Annotated in this window: 18 protein-coding genes; all 18 read left to right on the top strand. The window is 45.2% G+C overall.

From position 1 onward, the window contains the following. The first annotated feature begins 120 nt into the window (after positions 1-120). The 18 genes from MHI48_RS26225 to MHI48_RS26140 all read left to right on the top strand — a co-directional run bounded on the left by MHI48_RS26225 (position 121) and on the right by MHI48_RS26140 (position 24,386). Positions 121-3,030, top strand: a complete 2,910-nt coding sequence (locus MHI48_RS26225) for a glycoside hydrolase family 2 protein (RefSeq protein WP_036606889.1) — start codon at positions 121-123, stop codon at positions 3,028-3,030. Positions 3,031-3,308: 278 nt separating this feature from the next. Then, complete coding sequence (locus MHI48_RS26220; RefSeq protein ID WP_036606891.1) at positions 3,309-4,292, top strand: sugar ABC transporter permease; 984 nt, start codon at positions 3,309-3,311, stop codon at positions 4,290-4,292. A 15-nt stretch (positions 4,293-4,307) separates the two neighbouring features. Next, positions 4,308-5,210 carry a carbohydrate ABC transporter permease gene (locus tag MHI48_RS26215; protein WP_036606894.1) on the top strand — a complete coding sequence of 301 codons (903 nt, stop codon included), beginning with the start codon at positions 4,308-4,310 and terminating at the stop codon, positions 5,208-5,210. 187 nt (positions 5,211-5,397) lie between these two features. Then, positions 5,398-7,086, top strand: coding sequence for an ABC transporter substrate-binding protein (locus MHI48_RS26210; protein ID WP_076328875.1), 1,689 nt, complete (start codon positions 5,398-5,400; stop codon positions 7,084-7,086). A 374-nt stretch (positions 7,087-7,460) separates the two neighbouring features. Next, a complete protein-coding gene (locus MHI48_RS26205) occupies positions 7,461-9,164 on the top strand; it encodes an ABC transporter substrate-binding protein (RefSeq protein WP_036606898.1) in 1,704 nt (567 codons plus the stop codon). Between the two features lie 321 nt (positions 9,165-9,485). Beyond that, positions 9,486-11,183, top strand: a complete 1,698-nt coding sequence (locus tag MHI48_RS26200) for an ABC transporter substrate-binding protein (RefSeq protein WP_405142209.1) — start codon at positions 9,486-9,488, stop codon at positions 11,181-11,183. A gap of 189 nt (positions 11,184-11,372) precedes the next feature. Then, positions 11,373-13,754 carry a glycosyl hydrolase family 95 catalytic domain-containing protein gene (locus tag MHI48_RS26195; protein ID WP_405142207.1) on the top strand — a complete coding sequence of 794 codons (2,382 nt, stop codon included), beginning with the start codon at positions 11,373-11,375 and terminating at the stop codon, positions 13,752-13,754. A 16-nt stretch (positions 13,755-13,770) separates the two neighbouring features. Continuing rightward, positions 13,771-15,132 (top strand): GH1 family beta-glucosidase, encoded by a 1,362-nt coding sequence (locus tag MHI48_RS26190; RefSeq protein ID WP_036606902.1) that lies wholly within the window; start codon positions 13,771-13,773, stop codon positions 15,130-15,132. A 361-nt stretch (positions 15,133-15,493) separates the two neighbouring features. Beyond that, positions 15,494-15,757: a hypothetical protein gene (locus MHI48_RS26185; protein WP_036606904.1), complete on the top strand. Its 264-nt coding sequence runs from the start codon at positions 15,494-15,496 to the stop codon at positions 15,755-15,757. 318 nt (positions 15,758-16,075) lie between these two features. Next, complete coding sequence (cyoA, locus tag MHI48_RS26180) at positions 16,076-17,050, top strand: ubiquinol oxidase subunit II (RefSeq protein WP_076253565.1); 975 nt, start codon at positions 16,076-16,078, stop codon at positions 17,048-17,050. 21 nt (positions 17,051-17,071) lie between these two features. Then, entirely contained in the window at positions 17,072-19,042 is a 1,971-nt protein-coding gene (locus tag MHI48_RS26175) for a cbb3-type cytochrome c oxidase subunit I (RefSeq protein ID WP_036606909.1), read from the top strand. Continuing rightward, a complete protein-coding gene (gene cyoC, locus MHI48_RS26170) occupies positions 19,043-19,663 on the top strand; it encodes a cytochrome o ubiquinol oxidase subunit III (protein WP_036606911.1) in 621 nt (206 codons plus the stop codon). After that, positions 19,664-19,993 (top strand): cytochrome o ubiquinol oxidase subunit IV, encoded by a 330-nt coding sequence (gene cyoD, locus MHI48_RS26165; protein WP_076328878.1) that lies wholly within the window; start codon positions 19,664-19,666, stop codon positions 19,991-19,993. A 224-nt stretch (positions 19,994-20,217) separates the two neighbouring features. Continuing rightward, positions 20,218-21,201, top strand: coding sequence for a zinc-dependent alcohol dehydrogenase family protein (locus tag MHI48_RS26160; protein ID WP_076328879.1), 984 nt, complete (start codon positions 20,218-20,220; stop codon positions 21,199-21,201). Between the two features lie 70 nt (positions 21,202-21,271). Then, on the top strand, positions 21,272-21,844 hold the full coding sequence (locus MHI48_RS26155; RefSeq protein ID WP_340018540.1) for a biotin transporter BioY: 573 nt from the start codon (positions 21,272-21,274) through the stop codon (positions 21,842-21,844). 78 nt (positions 21,845-21,922) lie between these two features. Then, the gene (locus MHI48_RS26150) at positions 21,923-22,732 is read left to right on the top strand and encodes an energy-coupling factor transporter ATPase (protein WP_076328881.1); all 810 of its coding nucleotides are present in this window, start codon (positions 21,923-21,925) and stop codon (positions 22,730-22,732) included. Next, positions 22,717-23,580 (top strand): energy-coupling factor transporter ATPase, encoded by an 864-nt coding sequence (locus MHI48_RS26145; RefSeq protein WP_036668054.1) that lies wholly within the window; start codon positions 22,717-22,719, stop codon positions 23,578-23,580. Before MHI48_RS26150 ends, MHI48_RS26145 begins: the two co-directional genes overlap by 16 nt. A gap of 2 nt (positions 23,581-23,582) precedes the next feature. Continuing rightward, positions 23,583-24,386 carry an energy-coupling factor transporter transmembrane protein EcfT gene (locus MHI48_RS26140; RefSeq protein WP_076328882.1) on the top strand — a complete coding sequence of 268 codons (804 nt, stop codon included), beginning with the start codon at positions 23,583-23,585 and terminating at the stop codon, positions 24,384-24,386. Positions 24,387-24,391 lie beyond the last annotated feature (5 nt).

Genomic DNA, 24,391 nt, shown 5'->3' with positions numbered 1-24,391 from the left:
TGAGAAATTTCCAGATTCATCATATTGTCCATGCACTTCCCATGATAAGCAATGGTCACCGAATGTTTCACATTTTAGACTGGATTTACAAGAATCCAGATGAAGGGATGGCTATACGATATGAATTTGTCTGATATAGGCGCTGTACGTCATACATTGAACTTAAATGGAACATGGCAGTTTTGTTTGGATCTGGAGTCCGATATACTCGTTGAACAAGAGATATTACCGCCTTCACAGTGTAAAAATACATCATGGGAGACCATTCAGATTCCCGGTTCATGGGAAGAGCAAGGATACGGAGATGAGCCTGAATACGAAAGGCTCGATACTTGGACCAAGGTACGCGAATTTGAAGGCTCAGCCTGGTATGCTCAGGATGTTCATGTTCCATCAGACGATCCTGGATGCCACTATGTATTCAGATTGGAAGGTGTCCGATGGACAACGTATCTCTGGATCAATGGACAGTATGCCGGGCAGCAGGATAGTCTGGTGAATCAACAGAAGTGGGATGTTACCTCTCTGGTGAAGCAGGGAGAAGTGAATCGTGTGGAGATCCGCGTGGACAATACGATGAAACTTCCGCTGGCGGGTAGCCATATTCATTCATTGCATACGGCCACAGCCTGGGGTGGCATCACGGGTGGTGTTTATCTGGACAGTCTGCCCCCATGCCGATTACAGACGTTACGTATTCAACCAGATGCTGAAACTGGAACTCTTCTGATTGATTGTACTGTAAGCGCTCCCGCAGATGATTCCGCTAGATCGATGCAATTACATGTGGATATCCAGCAACCGGACGGCACCTGGCTTGATCGATATAGTTGTAATGTGAATCTGAGTGATCCATCACATGTGGATATAAGCTCACCAGGTTTAACTGAAAGTAACGCTGTAATAACTCAGTGGCGATTGGAACTTGGAACAGAAAAGTCTATCGCAAGATGGTCGGATGAATCTCCTGAATTATACAAGGCTATGATCCGTCTCTATGACGGTGAACGGGAACTGGATCGGCTGGAGCAATCGTTTGGTGTACGTTCCTTTGCAACAAACGGGAAGCAGCTTGAACTGAATGGGATACCAGTATATTTGCGTGGATACGTCGATTGCTGTATCTTTCCACTGACGGGTTATCCCGTCTGGGACAAGGAGCATTATCTTCAGCAATTTCGAATCGCCAGATCGTATGGCTTCAATCATGTCCGACTGCATGGGTGGAGCGCGCCGGAGCCTTTCTGGGATGCTGCTGATGAAGCGGGCATGCTGGTGCAGGCTGAACTTCCCCATTGGTCTCGTTTCTTTGAGCAATCGGATCAGTCTGCGCCAGTTGAAGTATTGTCCTATCTGACACAAGAACTGGACGGGTTGCTTCAGTCGCTGCATAGACATCCTTCATTCGTCATGTTCTCCATGGGGAATGAACTTATTGGTCCGAATGGCCACCCAGAACTCAATGCATTGGTCTCAAGGGCAAGGGATATGGACCCGACCCGGTTATATACGGACAATACAGGTTTTGGACAGCTTCCGGCGCAAGGGCGGGAAGGTGATTATTATATTCAGTCGTTGAACTGGCATCCCCCGTTGGAATCCGCATATTCTGCTGTGCCGGATACCACGCTGGACTATCATGCAGTCACTCGGCTCGCGGAGCATCCCGTCATTGGGCACGAACATGCACAGTACACCATGTATGTGCGGCCCCAAGAGCGAGCGAAGTATACTGGCGTATTGCGTCCTAGCTGGTTACGACCGATCGAAGAATCGTTAACAAACAAAGGCATGATCGAGGATCTGGAGCATTTTCAACAGGTCAGTGGTACCCATCTGGTACGTTCCTTAAAAGAAGCCATGGAGCGGATTCGGCGAACACCGGACGCTGCGGGCGTACAACTTCTGGACATTCGCGATTTTCCAGGACAGGGACATGCTACGACGGGCATTCTGGATGTGTTTTGGGATGACAAAGGCATTACAACACCAGAAGAATTCATGTGTTTCAACGCAGATGTGGTGCTGTTGTTAAGCTGCAAAGAGCGTACATTTTACGCCGGAGAATCCATTCATGTCGATGTACGCATCTCTCACTACGGTAAGGAGCCGCTTGAGGACGCGGTCATTCAGTGGAGGTTAATAAGCAATGATGTGATACTTAATGAAGGGGAATGGAAGACCGGAAATATCCAATGTGGGTCTGTCATATCACTGGGAAGTATCGTCGCTACCGCTCCTCATGAAGGGGCAGCAGCTTTTCGGATCGAGGCGGAGCTGATATCAGGCGATTTGGAAAGAACTGTAGCGAATGTATGGCATGGCTGGTCGTTTCCTTTTTATCAGTCTCATCCGAGTTCGAATCGGTTCTGGAATACCGTGGCAGAGTTGAAGCCATTCCTAGGTGAAGCGCATGATGATTGCGTAGATCGCATCGATGGATTCCAGTTGTTGAAAAATCGGGAGATTGACTTGGTTATCGTTCAGTCGTTAACACCCAATGTCGTTGATTATGTGGTCAACGGGGGAAGTGTTTGGCTACAGCCAACCGCAGAAGGGTTATATGATTCAGTGGAGACCAAGTATCTGCCTGTATTCTGGAATTACCTGATGTTTGCTACGCAGCCTGGTGCAACGATGGGCATGTATCTGAGAGATCGGCTAGCACTACTAGGCACCTTCCCGCATGATGGGGCTTCGGACTGGCATTGGTATCACTTGGTGAACGGTACACCAGCGATATGTTTGGATACGTTGCCCGGGGTTGAGCCGCTGATCGAAGTGCTGGACCATTTCCATCGGGCCAAACGACTCGCTTATGCCTTTGAGGCAAAAGTAGGGAAGGGCAAGATTTTGGTATCCTCACTTCCGTTTGCCAATCTGGCTGTAATGAAGCGTCCGGAAGCCGCCTACTTATTTAAGGAGATACTTGCCTATCTGAATGGAGATCAATTCCGTCCAGCAACCTCCATATCCGTAGCGCAACTACTCGGCATCGTTAAACTGCAAACCATTCAATTTACATTGTAATCATAGGGACCCGAAAGGGTCCTTTTTGCATGACATGTAGTTGAAGTAAACGATTACTATAAAACGTTTTCGATATTTACCACTTCCAATAGTATTTTACCTTAATATTACTTTTATATCATTTAAAAGTATAATTTATCACTGATTTTAACGAATTAATGTCTGATTATATATGTCTATATCTAATTTTTATATGATTTTCTCTAAAATCCAGATGGTATTTTGAAAACGCTCTATCGAGTATGATTATTTTATAAAACAGAGGAGGGGGAACGGAGATGGAAACGCTAACAAAAAAATCCGCTTCCGCGAACAGAAGCAGTGACCCCAAACCGCCTTTAAAGAATCGGCGGAACGGAATTTGGGACAGAATGAAACAGCAGAAATATCTCTATCTCATGTCATTGCCATTCGTAGCTTGGGTTTTCGTATTTAACTATCTGCCACTATGGGGATGGACGATGGCTTTCCAAAATTATAAACCTGCCAGATCATTTGGTGATCAAGAGTGGGTTGGTTTTAAACACTTTGTAGAGCTGTTCAGTGATGATCGTTTCTATCTGGTACTTCGTAATACGCTTGCAATGAGCTTGATGGGACTAGTTGTCGGTTTTATCGTACCGATATTCTTCGCTATTCTCCTGAATGAAATGAGAGGCATGTTCTTCAAACGTGCCGTGCAAACGGTATCATATCTGCCTCACTTTGTATCCTGGGTTGTTGTAGCCGGGATCATTACGAAGATGCTCTCCACCGATGGAGGGATTATCAATGATCTATTGGTAGGACTGAACATTATCGATCAGCCAATCCAATTCATGGCCAAGGGGAACTTGTTCTGGTACATTGTAACCGCTTCAGATATGTGGAAGGAAACCGGTTGGAATGCCATCATCTATCTGGCGGCGATTACAGGTATCGACAATGAGTTGTATGAAGCTTCCCGTGTAGATGGAGCCAACCGCTGGAGACAGATGTGGCATATTACGCTGCCTGGCATACGGACCACGATTTCTGTACTTTTCATCATGTCGATTGGACATCTTATCAGTATCGGTTTCGAGAAGCAGTTCTTGCTTGGCAACAGTCTGGTCACAGACTACTCGGAAGTACTTGATCTATACGCGCTCAATTATGGTTTGAATATGGGACGATTCTCGTATGGTACAGCCATAGGTATATTCAACTCCGTTGTCAGTATCATCCTTCTGTTTACTGCGAACGGCTTGTTCAAAAAATTCACAAAAGAAAGCATCATGTAGGGAGGGGACGACATTATGGCGAACAAAGCATTCAATGCTACTCGGGGCGATAAACTGTTCGATATATTCAACATCCTCGCGATGACCATGGTGCTGGTTGTAACACTTTATCCATTCCTTAACGTACTAGCCATCTCACTCAATAACTCGACAGATACAGTACGTGGCGGAATTTACTTGTGGCCTCGCGAATTCACATTACAGAACTACAAAACGATTTTCCAATATGATGGATTGTTACAAGGTTTGCAGATCTCCATTCTGCGTACACTTGTAGGTACCGTGCTCGGATTGATCAGTTCATCCATGATCGCCTTTACACTGAGCAGACCTGATTTTGGACTTAGAAAATTTGTTTCCACAACGCTCGCGCTCACGATGTATTTCTCCGGTGGTCTGATTCCGGTGTACATTCTGATGCGTGACTTGAACCTGATCGGTACATTCTGGGTATATGTATTGCCTGGCATGATCAGTGCATTTAACGTGTTCATTATCCGTTCATTCATTGATGGCCTGCCATACTCATTGCAGGAATCCGCGAAGCTGGACGGAGCGAATGACTTTACAATCTATTACAGAATCATCTTGCCACTGTGTAAACCAGTGCTTGCTACCATCGCATTGTTCCTGGCTGTAGGTCAATGGAATGCGTGGTTCGATACGTACCTGTATAATGGTTCAAAGGCACATTTGACCACGCTCCAATATGAGCTGATGAAAGTATTGCAAAGTACACAGCAGGGCTCAGGTGCTGGACGAAATGCCAATGATATGGCGCAGCAAATGACACAGATTTCACCGGAATCGATCAAAATGGCGATTACGATCGTTGTAACGGTTCCAATCCTCATTGTATATCCATTCCTTCAGAAGTACTTTGTTGGTGGTATGACACTGGGCGCAGTAAAAGGTTAAACAATTGGGTACAGGCTGCCACATAGAGCGGCCGTACATCTACAAATGAAGCATCAGGATACCCGAAGCGCAGCCATGTGGTCTGCGCTTCACCGTATAGGGCTGCGGTGTGGTATTCATGAAGCTATAGACAGGGACAAAAAAGTCCCGGATAAGACAGACATATGAAACAGGGAGGATTACCATTATGGCAAGTTCCAAAATGAAGATTGCACTGGCACCAGTGCTTGCAATGTCTTTACTCGCAGGTTGCGGTGGAGGAAGCGGCAGTGATACGTCGTTCAAGGATACAAGCGCAGAGACAACTCCACTTACTTTTGATTTCTTCAGCGTTGACCCCAGTCCGAACTGGAATGGCATGAAGGATGAAGTAGGTAAAGTCCTTACGGAAAAAACAGGGATAACCCTTAACGGTGAATTTGCCGTTAGTGGTGGTCAAGATAAAATATCCTTAATGGCGGCGAGCGGAGACTATCCGGATATTGTCTCCCCCAAAGGAGAACTCAGCAAACTGGTGGATGCCGGAGCAATGCTCGATCTGACAGATCTGATCGACCAATATGCTCCCAATCTGAAGAAGCTGTATGGTAATTACATGGACCGGTTGAAATACAGTAATGAAGATCAGGCTATTTATGTGCTGCCAACGTATTATGCGGTAGACCAAAAGTACTTTGATGCAGGTGGTGGATTTGGCATTCAGCACCGTGTACTGAAAGAACTCGGATACCCGGAAGTACGTACACTTCAGGATTACGAGAATGTATTGAAGGCGTACAAAGAGAAACACCCAACGATTGATGGTCAGCCAACGATCCCGTTAACACTGGACGCGGATGATTGGAGAATCATGATTACTGTAACGAACCCTGCCTTCCAGGCAACAGGAGCTCCGGATGATGGTGAATACTACATCGATCCAGAGACGTATGAAGCAAGTCTGCATTACAAACGTCCAGAGGAAAAAGAGTACTTCCGCTGGTTGAACCATATGTACAACACTGGATTGCTGGATCAGGACAGCTTTATCCAGAAAACAGACCAATACAAATCCAAAATTGCAAGTGGACGTGTTCTGGGTGTCATTGACCAGGATTGGGGTTATTCCGATGCAGAAAATGCATTGAAATCCGCTGGTAAGACTGAAGCAACGTATTCACACTTTCCAGTAACCCTGTCCGAGGATATCAAGGATCATGCCTACCAAGACCCTGGTTTTGTATCCGGTTGGGGTGTAGGGATTACAACATCGAATCCTGACCCGGTTCGTACGATCAAATTCTTCGATTACCTGGCTTCTGAAGAAGGGCAAGTGCTGATGAACTGGGGAATTGAGGGCAAACAGTATGAAGTGAAGGACGGCAAACGTGTCATTCCTGCCGACATTCTGGATCAGAAAACCAATAATGCAGCTGTATTCCAGAAAGAAACGGGTATCGGACTGTACACCAATATGTCCGGTCACTATGGAGACGGTGTGAAGGATTCAACGGATAACTACTACACTACGAATTTCCCTGAACAGATCGTTGCAGCATATTCCGATGCAGAGAAAGAAACACTCAAAGCTTACGGTGCTACGACGTGGAAAGATCTGTTCCCGAGTGAAGATGAGTTCCCAATCAAACCATGGGGAGCAGCATACAATCTGCCAACACCAGGTGACTCCAACTACAACGTCATCTTCAAGAAAACACAGGATATCATCCGGAAGCGTATCCCGGAAGCCATTCTGAGTACTCCTGAACAGTTCGATGCGATCTATGACGGCATGATTACAGAAGTGAACCAAGCAGGCGCAGAGGATATGGAGAAACAATACACAGAACTCGTTCAAAACCGTGTTCAATTGTGGAGCGGTGAAGAAGCTAAATAAACGATTAGCAATTCAGATCTAAAACGAAAAAGAACCCAGAATATTTGGGTTCTTTTTTTATCTAAAACGTTTTCTAAAAAACGTTTTCAATTTTATAAATTCACTATTGACAAGGGATATAGGAGCGATTATTATTCAATTATGAAAGCACTTACATTTGCTTGTACAACACGTGGCATACACCTGAATCTCAAAGTAAACATTTGCAAAATGAAGAGGAAATAAGGCAAGAAGAACATTTTTTTATTTTTAAGAAAACGCTTCTAATGTTATAAAACAAGAAAATTACATTTGTTTCATCTGGTTACGGTATTTGCAGGTCAGCCTGTTATACAAATATACAGCTTCATTAATATCCATAAGGGGGATTACACATGAAGGGCAAAACACCAAAAACATTCGCAATGCTTCTGTTAGCCAGTGCTCTTGCAATTACAGCAGGATGCAGCGGCAGTGGAGGAGGAACTAACGCTTCAGAGAAACCGGTTGATTCCGGAGATACAACCAGTCCAGTGACCTTTACATTCTTTGGTGCAGACGCGAGTCCGAACTGGAATAACATGAAGGATGCTGTCGGTCAAGAAATTACTAAGGCAACGGGAGTTACAATTGAAGCTGAGTATGATGTGAATAATGGTGGTGACCAAAAGATTCCTTTGATGGCTGCCAGTGGTGATTACCCTGATATTATCTATCCTAAAGGCAATTTGTCTAAGCTTGTGGATGCAGGCGCGATGCTGGACCTGACCGATCTAATTGAGGAGCATGCTCCCAACTTGAAAAAAATCTATGGTGATCAGATGAACCGTCTGAAATACAGTCTGGAAGATCAAGCCATTTACACGATCCCGACGAATATGGGTGTAGATAACGTTGAGTTTGACGCTAGGGGCGGATTCGAAATTCAACAAAGAGTATTGAAAGAGCTTGGCTACCCTGAAGTAAAAACGCTTGAGGACTACGAGAACGTACTGAGAACGTATTATGAAAAACATCCAACGATTGATGGTCAACCGACTATTCCGTTAACATTGAATGCAGATGACTGGAAAATTATGATTACGGTAACGAACCCTGCATTCCAAGCTACGGGTGGACCGGATGATGGTGAGTATTATATCAATCCTGAGACCTATGAAGCCGTTCTACACTACAAACGCCCTGAAGAAAAGGAATATTTCCGTTGGTTGAACAAAATGTACAATGAGGGTCTGCTTGATAAAGATACATTTGTTCAAAAGGATGACCAATACAAATCCAAAATTGCCAGTGGCCGTGTACTTGGTCTAATTGACCAAGAGTGGAACTATGGTGAGGCGGAGAATGCTTTGAAATCATCTAACGGTGGAGACAAAACATATGCCCACTTCTCCGTATCCTTGAACAAGGATATTGTGGATCATACGTTCCAACCGACGGGATTTGACGGTTATGGTATCGGAATCACAACTTCGGCCAAAGATCCGGTACGTATTATCAAATTCATGGATTGGCTTGCTTCCGATGAAGGTCAGGTCCTGAGAAACTGGGGCGTTGAAGGCCAACATTACCAAGTCGAGAATGGGAAACGCATCATTCCGGCTGACGTACAAGATCGCAAAACCAATGATAACTCTGCTTTTACCAAAGAATCAGGCGTAGGTATGTATAACATATTTAGCGCCAGATATGGTGATGGTGTGAAAGATGCCACGGATAACTACTATACAACGAACTTCCCTGAACAGATTCAAGCTGGTTACACTGCCGCTGAGAAGGAAACGTTGAAAGCCTATGGTATTACAACATGGAAAGATTTCTATCCTTCCGACGATGATCTGAAGCTGAAAGATTGGGGTGCAGCATACAACATGCCTGTACCATCTGACACGGATTACAACGTAACGTTCCAGAAAACACAGGATATTGTACGTAAACGTATTCCAGAAGCGATCCTTGCCAAACCTGAGAACTTCGACAGCGTATATGATAGTCTTCTGGCTGAACTCGATAAAGCGGGTGCAGTGGAGATGGAGAAACAATACACGGTTTGGATCAAAGAACGTGTAGCTCTCTGGACTGGAAAAGATGTGAAATAAGCTTGAAAACCAAGCATTAAAGTTAAGGATTTTCATAGCAAAAAAAGCCCTTTCTCAAGGGCTTTTTTTATTGTTGACGTGAGGTGATGGATAGCCTATAATCTATCATGTAAGCACTTTCAGTAAGCGGTTTATTCCATTTACGAAAACGTTTTACGTTTGTTAGAAGAAGAATCTTTCTTTTTGCAGAATCGAAACGTCAGCTTCAGTAAATACGTCGGAATGAACGATACCGAAAGCGTATTCAAAAAAAGTGGTATCCTCAGGTATAAAGCCTGTTATACAGATAAAACCTTCATAAATAATAGGGGGAACTAGACAATGAGAGGCAAAATGAAAGGCAATACACCCAAGACGTTTGCAATGTTGATGCTCGCAAGTGCAATGTTGGTTACAGCAGGTTGCGGGAATTCGGGAACCAAAGAGACTTCGGAATCCAGCGGAACCGAACCGATCACAGTTACATTCTTCGGGGCGGATGCTAGTCCAACCTGGAACAAGATGCAAGATGCTGTTGGTAAAAAGATTACGGAGCAAACTGGCGTTACTCTTGAAGCAGAGTATGATGTAAACGATGGTGGTAACCAGAAGATTGCACTAATGGCTGCCAGTGGTGACTTTCCTGATATGATTTACCCTAAAGGTAACTTATCTAAGCTTGTGGATGCAGGCGCGATGCTGGATCTCACGGATCTGATTGAGGAGCATGCTCCCAATCTGAAAAAAATCTATGGGGAACAGATGAACCGTTTGAAATACAGTTTGGAAGATCAAGCGATCTATACCATTCCAACCAATATGGGTGTTGATAATGTTACGTTTGACGCTACAGGTGGATTTGAAATTCAGCAAAGAGTATTGAAAGAGCTTGGATACCCTGAAGTGAAGACACTTGAGGATTACGAGAATGTACTCAGAGCCTATTATGAAAAACATCCAACCATTGATGGTCAACCAACCATTCCATTAACATTGAATGCAGATGATTGGAAAATCATGATCACGGTAACGAACCCGGCTTTCCAGGCAACAGGTGCACCGGATGATGGTGAATATTACATTGACCCTGAAACGTATGAAGCAAAATTGCACTACAAACGTCCAGAGGAAAGAGAATATTTCCGCTGGTTGAATAAAATGTACAATGAAGGCCTACTGGACAAAGATGCCTTTGTTCAAAAGGATGACCAATACAAGTCCAAAATTGCCAGCGGCCGTGTCCTCGGTCTGATTGACCAAGAGTGGAACTATCAAGAAGCGGAGAACGCGCTCAAATCATCGGGTAAGGATGATGCCACATACGCTCACTTCTCTGTATCACTTAACGATGAGATTGTGGATCACACGTTCCAACCAGCCGGATTTGACGGTTATGGCATCGGGATTACAACTTCGGCCAAAGATCCAGTGCGTATCATCAAATTCATGGATTGGCTTGCTTCCGATGAAGGACAAGTTCTGAGAAACTGGGGTATCGAAGGTGAACATTACAACGTAGAAGATGGTAAACGCGTGATTCCAGAAGACGTTCAAGACCGCAAAACGAATGACAACTCCAATTTCAGTAAGGAAACAGGAATTGGGATGTATAACATATTTAGCGCAAGATACGGTGATGGTGTAAAAGATTCAACGGATAACTACTACACAACCAACTTCCCTGAGCAGATTGTAGCTGGTTACACGGCTGCAGAGAAAGAAACGCTGAAAGCTTACGGTATCACGACTTGGAAAGAGTTCTATCCGGCTGAAGAAGATCTGCCAGTTAAGGATTGGGGCGCAGCGTATAACATGTCCGTACCATCCGGTACAGACTATGAAGTAACGTTCCAGAAAACGCAGGATATCATCCGTAAACGGATTCCGGAAGCTGTTCTGACTACACCAGCCAACTTTGATGCAACCTATGATGCTTTACTGGCTGATTTGGACAAAGCGGGTGCAGTTGAAATGGAGAAACAATTTACGGTTTGGGTTAAGGAACGTGTCTCTCTGTGGACAGGAAAAGACGTAAAATAATATGGATTGTCTGTGATCCATGGTTACACAAGGAAAGGGCCCTATATGGGGCCTTTTTTTGTGGAATGATGTGATGATTTGCATTGACGCAAATTTTGAAATCACATATAATTTTATTATTGTAAGCACTTACCGAAAACGTTTTATGACATAAGGAATATACAGCTGATTCAGGAACAGGAGCTAATCATGTCCCAACACAATAAACAAACTAAAATCAATCGTCTATGGTATCAACAACCGGCAAAACGCTGGGAAGAAGCATTGCCCATCGGAAACGGCCGTCTTGGAGGCATGGTGTACGGAGGCGCAGCAGATGAACGAATTCAGCTCAATGAAGATACATTATGGTCAGGGTTTCCACGGGATACGATTCAATACAGCAGTCAGCGGTATTTGAAACAGACGCGAGAGTTGATCATGTCTGGGCAGTATGGTGAAGCTGAGGATTTGTTGAACCGTGAAATGCTTGGTCGTGATGTGGAGGCTTACCAGCCGATGGGTCATTTTCTATTGCACCATGAGGGTCTGGATGATCTTTCATATGATGCATTTGAACGGGAGCTTGATCTGGAATCGGGTATTGCAACCACAACCTACTCATTGGAAGGAACTCAATACGTACGTGAAGTGTATTCAAGTGCTTCGGATGATCTGATGGTCTGCACATTAACTGCTGATCAGAAGGGCACTGTGAGTGTAAGTGTTACGCTAGACAGTCCCCATCCCTATCGCGTTGAGACTTCGGGAGATGCTCTAACCATGTTCAGTCGGTGCCCAAGTCATGTGGAGTCCAATTACTTCAGAGATCACCCGGAATCCGTTCTCTATGAAGAGGATCGGGGAACGGCTTATGCTGTTCGTGTAGCATTTACGGCATCTGGCGATCAGATGAAGGTCTCCAATCTGGCAGGCAAGTTACATATTCAGGGTGCTAATCAGGTTGTGTTTTATCTGGCAGCGGCTACCTCCTTTGAGAGTTACGATGTGTTACCTGTGAAGGATCATCTTGTATTGGAAGAGGAATGTAAGGAGATGATCTCCAAAGCGACCATACATGGCGCGGAAGCGCTTCGTGACCGACATATTCAGGATCACAGCGCGTTGTTTAACAGAGTCTCTATTGATTTAGGGGTATGGGCTAACGCCGAATTACCTACAGATGAGCGGCTGCAGGCTTATCAGGCAGGGCAACAAGACCCTGGACTGGAGGCACTTTATTTTCAATATGGAAGATATCTGTTAATGGCTAGTTCGCGTCCGGGTAGCCAGCCTGCCAATCTGCAGGGAATCTGGAATCATCAGGTAGAGCCGCCATGGCACAGTGACTACACGATCAACATCAACACGGAGATGAATTACTGGCCAGCAGAAGTCTGCAATCTCAGTGAATGTCATGAGCCACTGTTTGATATGCTGACCGATCTCAGTGATACAGGACGAAGAACGGCGCGGATTCTGTATGGAGCCCGTGGATGGACTGCCCATCATAACGTGGATATCTGGAGAACCTCTACACCGACAGGTGGAGATGCAAGCTGGGCTTTCTGGCCGATGGGTGGCGTGTGGCTGACCTCGCATCTATGGGAGCATTACCAATTTACCGGGGATCAGCGTTTTCTTGAGGAACGTGCGTATCCCATCATGAAAGAGGCGGCGCTGTTCTGTCTCGATTGGCTGGTGGAAGGGCCCGATGGTTATCTGGTTACGATTCCATCCACTTCACCAGAGAACAAGTTTCTCACAGATGCTGGGGAGGCACGAAGTATATCCATGGCTTCAACGATGGATATGACGTTAATTCGTGAACTGTTCAGCCGCTGTATTGAGGCCTCGAAGCAACTAAATATAGATGAGTCGTTGGCAAGCGAGTGGAGTGAGGCTCTGGAGAAACTCTATCCATTCCGAATTGGAAGCGAAGGACAATTGCTGGAGTGGTTTAAGGATTTTGCCGAATCCGAGCCAGGGCATCGTCACGTCTCCCATCTGTATGGACTGTATCCGGGAGAGCAGATCAATCGAGTGCACACACCAGAACTTGTGGAAGCTGCAAGGGTATCGCTTGAACGTCGTATCTCACAAGGTGGTGGGCACACAGGATGGAGCTGTGCATGGTTGATCAATCTGTATGCACGACTGCTGGATGGCAGCCAGGCACATCAGTTTGTGCGCACGTTGCTGGCCCGATCCACACATCCGAATCTGTTTGACGATCATCCGCCGTTCCAGATCGATGGTAACTTTGGAGGCACGGCTGGAATAGCCGAGATGTTATTGCAGAGTCACTTGAACGAGTTACATTTACTGCCGGCACTGCCTGAACTCTGGACTCAAGGTCGAGTTGAAGGGCTTCGTGCAAGAGGTAGTTATACAGTGGGAATAACATGGGCGGACAACAAGCTTGCGTCAGCAGTCATCAAAGCAGAACGAAGTGACACGCTGACCGTTCGCAGTGCTTATCCGCTGCGTGTGGAAGGAAACGAACAAGCCAAGGCAGAGCTTACGCCTCAGGGCGATTATGTAATTATTTTAACGATGACCGCAGGACAGACGATCCGCGTGTCATCATGAGACGGAGGAGCCAACCATGACCATTTTTAAATTTCCGCAAGATTTTCGCTGGGGTACAGCAACAGCTTCCTATCAAATAGAAGGAGCGGCACAGGAAGGTGGACGCGGGGTATCCATCTGGGATACGTTTGCGCGCACACCTGGCAAGGTATATAACGGAGACAATGGGGATGTCGCATGTGACAGTTACCACCGTTACGAGGAAGACATCGAACTGATGAAGAAACTCGGGATTAATACGTACCGGTTCTCCATTGCGTGGCCGCGCATTATTCCTGACGGAGATGGAGAGATCAATCGGGAAGGACTGGACTTCTACCACCGCTTCGTGGATGCATTGATCGAGGCTGGAATTGAACCGTTCCTCACACTGTATCACTGGGATCTTCCGCAAACGCTGGAGGATGACGGGGGCTGGGGTAACCGCAGAACTGTGGATGCTTTTGTGAAATATGCCGAAGTGATCTTCAAAGAATTCTCTGGCAAAATCAACTTCTGGCTGACATTCAACGAACCATGGTGTATCGCGTTCCTGTCGAACCTTCTCGGGATTCATGCGCCAGGAAACAAAGACCTGCAAACTTCAATCAATGTTGCTCATGGATTGCTGGTTGCTCATGGTAAAGCTGTTCAATCTTTCCGTCGCTTGGGAACAACCGGTCAGATTGGTATTGCTCCGAACGTGTGCTGGGCTGAGCCGTACAGCAAATCCCCCGAGGACCAAGCTGCGTGTGACCGATCAATTGCGCTTAATACCGATTGGTTCCTTGATCCAATCTACAAAGGTTCATATCCGCAGTTTATGGTGGATTGGTTCGCAGAAGCGGGGGCTACTGTGCCAATTCAGGAAGGCGATATGGAGATTATCTCGCAACCGATCGATCTGCTCGGCATTAACTATTACACGATGGGCATCAATCGCTTCAATCCGGAGGCAGGTGCTCTGCAATCGGAAGAAGTTGATATGGGCCTCACCAAAACTGATATTGGCTGGCCTGTGGAATCACGTGGTTTGTATGAATTTATGCATTACTTGCAAAAGTACGGCAATGTGGATGTATATATCACAGAGAATGGTGCCTGCATCAATGATGACCTGGAGAACGGGAAGATTAACGATGATCGCCGGATTTCATATTATGAGCAGCATTTGGCCCAAATTCACCGCATCATTAATGACGGGATTAACCTGAAAGGGTACATGGCATGGTCACTGATGGATAATTTCGAGTGGGCAGAAGGCTACCGAATGCGTTTTGGTCTTGTTCATATGGACTATCGTTCACTCGTGAGAACACCGAAGGAGAGTTATTACTGGTATCAGAGCGTCATCAAGAATAATTGGTTGGAGACACGGAACGAACATAATCCCCAATAGTTTGGGTGGCAGGTTTTAAGGGTAGAGCAGGTCCACATTATATATGGTTCCCTTATTAAAGCTGAGAACGACGGTAACATTGGAGTATTCCAATGTGCCGTCTTTTTTTTTTGTTTTTACCGTTGGAAATGAGTAGTTCATAAAGGTTTCATAAGGTCAAGTGCAGTTCCTGTTATGAAGAGACGTTTTTTGGGTTATAAGAAGTATGAAAGAATTTAATAATGTTTTGTCAATGGTCGAAATGAAAATAAAGTGTCCAAATTGCGAATAAAATTTGAACATTTGTTGACTAAAAATCATACTGATGTGGTATATTGGTATAAGGAAAGCACTTACAAAAAGGGAAAAGGAAGTGTTTACTATGGCATCGAAGACAGCAATGGTCAGCCAATTGGAGCGCAAAGACAAAAATATGCGGCGCGCCGTCTTGACGATGACAGTTCTGGCATGGGTCGCACTCATTACGGGAGTGATCATGTGTCTGATCAATCTGAACGAATTTAATGATCGTAATCTTGGCTTGATGGTTGGTATTGGATTCCTTGTAGGTAGTGTGTTTATTTACGTTATTGCCAAAGCGATTGGCCTTGTTCATACACGCCGGGAAGACGAAGGCGCCGATTGATTATAATCCTGCGTTAATTCGTTCATAATAAGACTGGATAAGTTCCCGGAATCCAGTCAATAAAGCCCTTTGCGGATTCGTTGACACTGTTCAACGGGACTGCAAAGGGTTTTATTTTGTGACTTGATGTGTAAAGATTACGAAGTACAAATATCAAGCATGCAAGCGATTTGTGAGAAAAAATTCACACATTTAAGGTGTAAAATCGACAAATTTGTTAACAAGAACAAAAAAGTTGTTCATTTCTGATATCTTTAGTAGGAAGAGAGTAGTATACTGATTTTTCAGTATGAGCGAATTTAAGGAGAGGGGATCAAAATGAACAAGAAACCTAGGTCGCTAATCCGGATTATCATTCCGGTTGTCCTGACGTTGGTTACAATTGCATTGATTGTCTGGCCAATGCTGGCAGGCGGACAGTACGTTGTTCTGGATCCGAAGGGGCCAATTGGCGCTTCGCAGAGAGATTTGATTGTCATCTCGACAATTTTGTGTGCTGTCATTATTGTGCCAGTACTCATTTTGGCTGCCGTAATCGTATGGCGTTACCGTGAGAAACCGGACAACAAAGCAGCATATGAACCTAACTGGGCTCATAGCACCAAAGCGGAGGTTGTATGGTGGACCATTCCAATTATTATTATTGGAATACTTGCAATTGTAACGATTCGTTACACGTATGTTCTGGAACCTTCGAAGCCGTTGGCTCACGAGAAAGCACCAATTACCATCCAAGTGTCATCACTGGACTGGAAATGGCTGTTTATGTATCCAGAACAAGGAATTGCAACGGTTAATACGTTGAATATTCCGGCAGACCGGCCCGTGAAATTTGAACTCACTGCGGATTCACCGATGAACTCATTCTGGATTCCGCAACTTGGAGGACAGATTTATACGATGTCGGGTATGGCGATGACCTTGTATCTGCAGGCAGATCATGAAGGCAAGTACTGGGGTTCAGGCGCTAACTTCACAGGTGAGCATTTTGGAGAAATGCGTTTTGATGTGAATGCTACATCGGACGAAGATTTTGACAATTGGGTAGCTGAAGTGAAACAGAGTTCTCAGGCGTTGACTACAGAAGGTTACAAAGCACTGGCTGAGCCAGGCACAAGCAACGTTGCTTATTATTCTGCCTTCCCAGAAGGATTGTTCCAAAATATTGTGACCAAGTATGTAGTAGATGGTCAAAGTGCTCACAGTAAGCATGGAACTTCAAAAGAAGCTTCTGGAGCCATTCAAAATGCAACTGATACGTCCAATCAAGACGAGGACGAGAGTGCTAACTAAAGATTCGAAAGGAGGCCCCCAATGTTAGAGGGACTTAAAGAGTTTGCATCGGAGTTTTTCGTAACCGGTGATCCGCTCATTTATGGTGCGATGGTAGCTATCGGAATTACCATGATTACTATTGTAGCGGTGCTAACTTATTTCAAAAAATGGGGCTGGCTCTGGCGTAACTGGTTAACGACTGTCGATCACAAAAAGATCGGTATCATGTATATCATTGCTTCCATTATCATGTTGTTCCGTGGTGGTGTGGATGCGCTAATGATGCGCCTTCAGCTAGCTATGCCTAACAATGAATTTCTGAATCCTGAGCATTATAATCAGGTCTTTACAACTCACGGTACGATCATGATCTTGTTCATGGCGATGCCATTTATGTTTGGTCTATTTAACGTTATCGTGCCATTACAGATCGGAGCAAGGGACGTTGCGTTCCCGTTCCTGAATGCACTGAGCTTCTGGTTATTCTTCCTGGGAGCAATGCTGTTTAACCTGTCATTCGTTATCGGTGGTTCACCGGATGCAGGATGGCTGAGTTATCCGCCTCTATCGGAGCTGTCACACAGTCCCGGGGTAGGACAGAACTTCTATATATGGGGTATACAGATATCGGGTATCGGTTCCTTGGCTACCGGTATCAACTTCCTGGTTACCATCATTAAAATGCGTGCGCCAGGCATGAGATGGATGAAAATGCCGATGTTCACATGGTCGGTATTCTCCACTTGTATCATTATCTTGTTTGCTTTCCCGATCTTGACCGTGACACTTGCATTGTTATTCCTCGACAGGTTTGCCGGGGCGCATTTCTTCACACTTGATCTGGGCGGTAACCCAATGATGTATATCAACTTGATCTGGATGTGGGGTCACCCTGAGGTATACATTGTCGTCTTGCCGGCATTCGGTGTTTTCTCCGAGATTGTGAGTACCTTCTCTCGGAAAAAACTGTTTGGTTACAAATCGATGGTGTTCGCGATGTTGATCATCAGCTTCCTGTCCTTCTTCACATGGGCGCATCACTTCTTCACGATGGGTTCCGGAGCAGACGTGAATGCATTCTTCGCCGTAACTACGATGTTGATTGCTATTCCAACAGGGGTTAAGATATTCAACTGGCTGTTTACCATGTATCGAGGAAGGATTCGCATGGCGACTCCGATGATGTGGACACTTGCCTTTATCCCGTGCTTTATTGTCGGGGGTATGACAGGCGTTCTGTTATCCGTTGCTCCTGCTGACTTCCAGTTCCACAACAGTTACTTCCTGATTGCCCACTTCCACCAAGTATTGATCGGTGGCGTTGTCTTCGGATACTTCGCAGGTCTGTACTACTGGTGGCCTAAAATGTTCGGTTTCCAACTCGAAGAAAAACTGGGCAAATGGGCATTCTGGACTTGGAATATTGGTTTCTATGTCTGCTTCATGCCGCAGTACGCTGTTGGTCTAATGGGTATGACACGTCGTCTGAGCACATACGGCTGGGATACTGGCTGGTGGGAACTGAACTTCGTATCCACAATCGGGGCATTCCTGATGGGTGTCGGATTCCTGTTCCAAGTTGCACAAATCGCAGACGGTATTCGCAAATACAAATCACTCAAAGCTTCCGCCGATCCATGGGATGGCCGTACGCTGGAGTGGTCAATTCCTTCACCAGCTCCTGAATACAACTTCGCCGTTACACCGCGCGGAGATGATATTGATGAGTGGTGGGAAGAGAAAGAACGTCGTGCCAAAGGCATCTATCCGCCAGAGCAACCGCTTGAGCCGATTCATATGCCGAAGAACTCTGGAATTCCGTTCATCATGTCTGTCTTCTGGTTCATCGCCGGTTTCGGCTTTGTCTTCGGATGGTTGTGGATGGCAATTCTCGGACTCGCTGGCGTAGGGATCTGTATGATCGCCCGTTCATTCTCATATGATACGGATTATTACATTCCGGTCGACGAAATTAAACGTACCGAAGCGTCGTTAAGGGGGTCGGTATAGATGGCTCAAGCAGCCGCTAAGCACGGTGAGAATCATGCACATGGTCACGACCATGGACATCATGATCCACAGGAAATGAAAATTCTCGGTTTCTGGTTCTTCCTGATTTCCGACGTTATCCTGTTCTCCGTATTGTTCGCAACCTTCATTGTGTTGCGTGACAATACGGCGGGCGGACCGATTTTGTCTGAATTGATCAAAATGCCTGGTGTTATTGCCGAAACATTTATCTTGCTCACAAGTTCATTCACGAGCGGACTAGCCGTACTGGCGATGAATCAAGGCAAAGTAAAACAATTAATCAGTTGGCTGGCAGTTACAGCCGTTCTGGGTGCAAGCTTTATCGCACTGGAAGTATATGAGTTTATTGAGTTGATTCACGAAGGGTTCAGCTTTACAACGAGTGCTGCTTCTGGCGCATTCTTCACCCTTGTGGGAACTCACGGACTTCACGTATCGCTCGGTCTGATCTGGATGATTGGACTTATGTTACAACTGAAAAAACGTGGTATTACCGATGTTACTCGCGGTAAAATTAACGTCATCAGTTTGTACTGGCACTTCTTGGACGTCGTATGGATCTTCCTCCTGTCGATCGTCTATCTCATGGGGGTGATGTAGATGGCAGAGCACAACTCACATGATTCCCACGGCCATGAACAACATGGCTCACTGAAGTCTTATGTCATCGGCTTCATTCTGTCCGTCGTTCTGACAATCATTCCACTTGTGGTGGTTCTCAATGATATGATGGAAAGAACAGGAACACTCATTGTTGTTCTTGGCACGGCAGCACTTCAGTTTGTGGTTCAACTCTTCTTCTTCATGCATATCCGTGAAACAGAGAAACCACGCTGGAATGTGATGGCTCTTATCTTCGGTTTGCTGATTATGATGACCATCGTAATTGGTTCGATCTGGATTATGCTTAACAATGCTGTTGCACATTAATTGATATGATGAAAGAGCTTCACGACCTTGGAATTCAAGGTTGTGGGGCTCTTTTTTTTCTAAGCAGAAGTTATCGCATTTTTTAATGAAAAAAAAGTTGTATTATATCATAATAAGTCGTTGATGAAATAATTTACCAGTGATACTATTGTTATACACTCTGGAAATATATTCAATATTTTAGTTAGAGCAATTTTAGCAAAATTATTTTAGGAGATGTACTAATGAAAGCAAGGGTAATCCGTTATTATCGTTTTGGCGAACCAAGTGAAGTATTATGTATGGAAGAAAAAGATGTGATCCCCCCTGGCCCCGGTGAATTAGCAGTGAGGATGTATGCTCGACCTATTAATCCCTCCGATATTATTCCTGTTCGAGGAGCTTACCCGCATCGTACCCGATTACCAGCTGTTCCCGGGTTTGAGGGTGTGGGGGTGGTAGAAGCAGTAGGGCCGGGAGTTTCCAATCAAATGTTGGGTCGCCGTGTCTTGCCACTAAAAGGCGAGAATACTTGGCAGGACGTCGTGAAGACTTTGGAGCGACATACAATCATTGTGCCGAATGATATCGATGATCACTCAGCAAGTCAGCTCTATATTAATCCGGTTACGGCTTGGTTGATCTGTACAGAGGTGCTTAAGCTTACGTATGGTGATACCCTGATTGTGAATGCAGGGGGATCTGCAATCGGGCGAATCTTTGCACAGATCTCAAAAATCTATGGATTTAAATTGATTGCGCTTACGAGAGATGATCGTCATACTGCTGAACTGTATCGTCTTGGAGCAGCTTCTGTTATCAGTACAACGAAAGAGTTGCTACAGGCTAGAATCACGGAATTAACAGAGGGCTACGGTGCAGATGCAGCCGTGGATTGTATTGGAGGGACAGATGGGGAACAGTTGGTGAGTTGCCTTAAGCCAAATGGGACGGTCATCAGCGTAGGATTGCTTTCGGGGATCACACCATTATGGCATGAAGTAACCCGGGGGACACAAGTTCATGTGAAACTTTTCTGGTTAAAGCATTGGGTTGAACGCTGTACGCAAGAACGCTGGGAACAGGTATTTCATGAGGTGATGGAGCTGGTCAGAGCAGGGAGGCTGGTCATGGCAAACATTGGGACGACGTATGAACTAACGAATGTACAACAGGCTATTGCAGCGGCTGAATCGGGTATCGAGGGGAAGGTTCTCTTAATACAGTAATACATAAGACTTGGAAAACTCAACATAAAGAATGCGTAATTAACAACTAATTCATATTGGGGGCCTTGTTGTGAAGATTAAAGATATGATGTTTACTGCGATTATGGCAGCCGTTATTGCAGTACTTGGACTGTTACCGCCGATTCCACTACCATTTATACCTGTGCCAATTACAGTCCAAACGCTGGGCGTAATGCTGGCAGGCAGTATCCTTGGTGCTCGATTGGGAGGGATAAGTCTCTTACTCTTTGTTGTTCTGATTGGTTTAGGAGCTCCATTGTTGTCCGGTGGCAGAGGGGGCTTGGGTGTTCTGGTTGGACCTACAGGCGGGTATGTTCTCAGTTATCCGATTGCTGCTTTTGTGATTGGGTTGTTAGTTCAACGTACATCCGTTGCAGGCATTAAATTTTGGAACTTTCTACTGAGCAACATCGTGGGCGGAATCCTTGTTGTGTATGCAGTGGGTATTCCATTCCTGTCCTTTATAACGGATGTACCAATTACACAGGCTATCATAGGCAACCTTGTTTTCATTCCAGGCGACTTGCTCAAAGCAGTGCTTGCTTCACTTATTGCTGTTAGAATCCTCAAGGTAAGTCCTACAATGATCCAGGATACGAAAAGGCAGACTCCGGGGGTCTAACATTATGATATTCAGAGACTGCACATTCTTAAACACTTCTGTACAAGTAAATCGCGCCCAAGTGATGGAGGTACTACAGTGATTCATTTTTCCAATGTAACGTTTGGTTATGCAAACCGAGCAACAATGTTAAACGATATTAACCTTCATATTGGTTCTGGTGAATATGTGGCGTTTGCTGGAAGGAATGGAGCAGGGAAATCCACCATAGCTAGGTTAATGAACGGGTTACTCCTTCCAACCACAGGCCAAGTAACTTTTAATGATTATGTGACATCCAATGAAAATGATTTAAGTATCATTCGTCAGAGAATTGGAATGATCTTTCAAAATCCAGAGAATCAAATTGTAGCATCTACAGTGTTTGAAGATATCGCCTTCGGCCTGCAAAACGTTTGTGTCCCTACTGAAAATATCGAGCGTCATGTAACAGAGGCATTGAGCCAAGTGGGGATGCTGGATTATTATAATTCTGATGTATATTCGTTATCAGGAGGGCAAAAACAGCGTATCGCTATTGCGGGAGTTCTCGCTATGGGACCAGAAGTTATTGTTTTTGATGAATCTACCTCAATGCTCGACCCGGAAGGCAAAGATCAGATTGCATTGCTGATGGGAGAGTTGCATAAACAAGGAATTACGATTGTAACAATTACGCATGACTTAGAGGAGATTGCAGCATCTTCGAGGGTTATTGTACTTGATCAGGGTGACATTTGTTATGATGGATCGCCCGAGGCCTTGTTTCAGGGGGAATACTGGCGTTTTCCCGGGATAACGGCTCCTTTTGTTGTCGAGGCAAGAGAGACATTGAACCGGAAGGGGCTGCACTCTTCTTCGGCACTCACTCTGGAAGATTTGGTGGATGATTTATGCAAATTACACTAAAAGAAGTGGACTTCTCGTATCATGTTGGAACACCACTGGAGAACAACGTATTGAGCAACATTACACTCACCATGGGCGATAATCGCATTTTTGCTGTTGTGGGAAAAACGGGATCTGGCAAGTCAACTTTTGTACAGCTGCTCAATGGGCTTCTGCAACCTACAAATGGAACAGTTGATATAGGGGATTTTCGAATGACAACCGATCGAAAGAAAACGTACGTTCTCTACGATAAAGTGGGTATTGTATTCCAATTTCCGGAGCATCAATTATTCGAGGATACGGTAATAAAAGACATATCCTTTGGTCCCAAGAACTTGGGCTGGTCAGCTGAAAAAGTTCGTAGTACATGCTTGGATGCATTACACATGGTAGGTCTGGACGAATCTTTCTGCAATAGATCACCGTTTGAATTAAGTGGCGGAGAGAAGCGGAGAGTGGCAATTGCAAGTGTGTTAGCGATGAACCCGGAGGTGCTTATTCTCGACGAGCCAACCGTAGGGTTGGATTCGGAAGGGAAAGAGCAGCTGATGGAACTCTTTTGTTCCTGGCAGCAGGAACAGGGGAGTACGATCATTATGGTGACGCACGATATGGAGACTGTTGCCGAGTACGCCGAAGAAGTGATTATATTTGAACGTGGTCAAGTGCAAAGACATACGACTCCGCTCCAATTGTTCACTGAATATCAAGTTGAGTTGAAAGATATGGGATTAAAGCTGCCTAAAGCGCTCCAGCTCGTGGAAGCCATAAATGTAAAATTGAACGTTGAATTGCAGCTGGAGTCGGTAAAGAAAGAATGGATTTTGTCATATATTGCTGATTTTTTTCAGAGGAAGGAATTGTAGTTATGTCCTTATCTCAATCCTTTATCATTGGTCAGTATGTCCACAGAAACTCCATCATTCACCGGCTTGATCCAAGAGCTAAACTCGTCATCGCGTTCCTGTTCATGTTGTCTGTCATGCTGTTGAACTCAGGGCTTTCATACGTATTGTCTGCGGTGTTTGTGGTGTGTGTAGTCACTATATCGCAAATACCACCCTCCTATATTGTTAGAGGATTGAAACCTGTTTGGCTAATAGTCATTGTCACATCTGTGTTTCACATTTTTCTGACACAAGGGGGGCAGTTATGGCTTGAAGCGGGAGTGTTTTCGATCTACGAGGAGGGTGTCATTAAAGCAGGTAATATAGCCATTCGCATCATTCTTCTTCTCGTCATCGCTTCATTGTTGACACTTACGACAAAGCTGGGTGATCTCGCACAGGCTATTGAAGATCTGTTGAAGCCTGCCAAGCGGTTGGGTGTTCCTACACAGGAATTTGCGTTGATGATCTCGTGGACGATCCGCTTTATTCCAATCCTGTTGAATGAAACCGACAACGTGATGAAGGCACAGCGGGCAAGAGGTGTTCGTTTTAATTCCGGTAATATCGTTCGTCGTCTGCAAAGTTTTATCCCAATTGTAGTCCCTATCCTTCTATTAGCATTCCAGAAAGCCGAAAGCGCTTCACTGGCCGTTGAGGCACGCGGATATAGCCCTGGCATGAATCGAACGCAACTGAGAACGTTAGCTTTCAAAAAGCTCGACTATAAAGTGCTGATCATATCCATTTTTTGTTTCGCACTTTTGTTGGCATTACGAAAGTGAGGTAA

Origin of the sequence: Paenibacillus sp. FSL H7-0942, from assembly GCF_045040715.1 — a bacterium.
Lineage (GTDB): Bacteria > Bacillota > Bacilli > Paenibacillales > Paenibacillaceae > Paenibacillus > Paenibacillus amylolyticus.
Note: the sequence above shows the minus strand (reverse complement) of the source record. Positions and strands in the feature narration are given on the sequence as shown.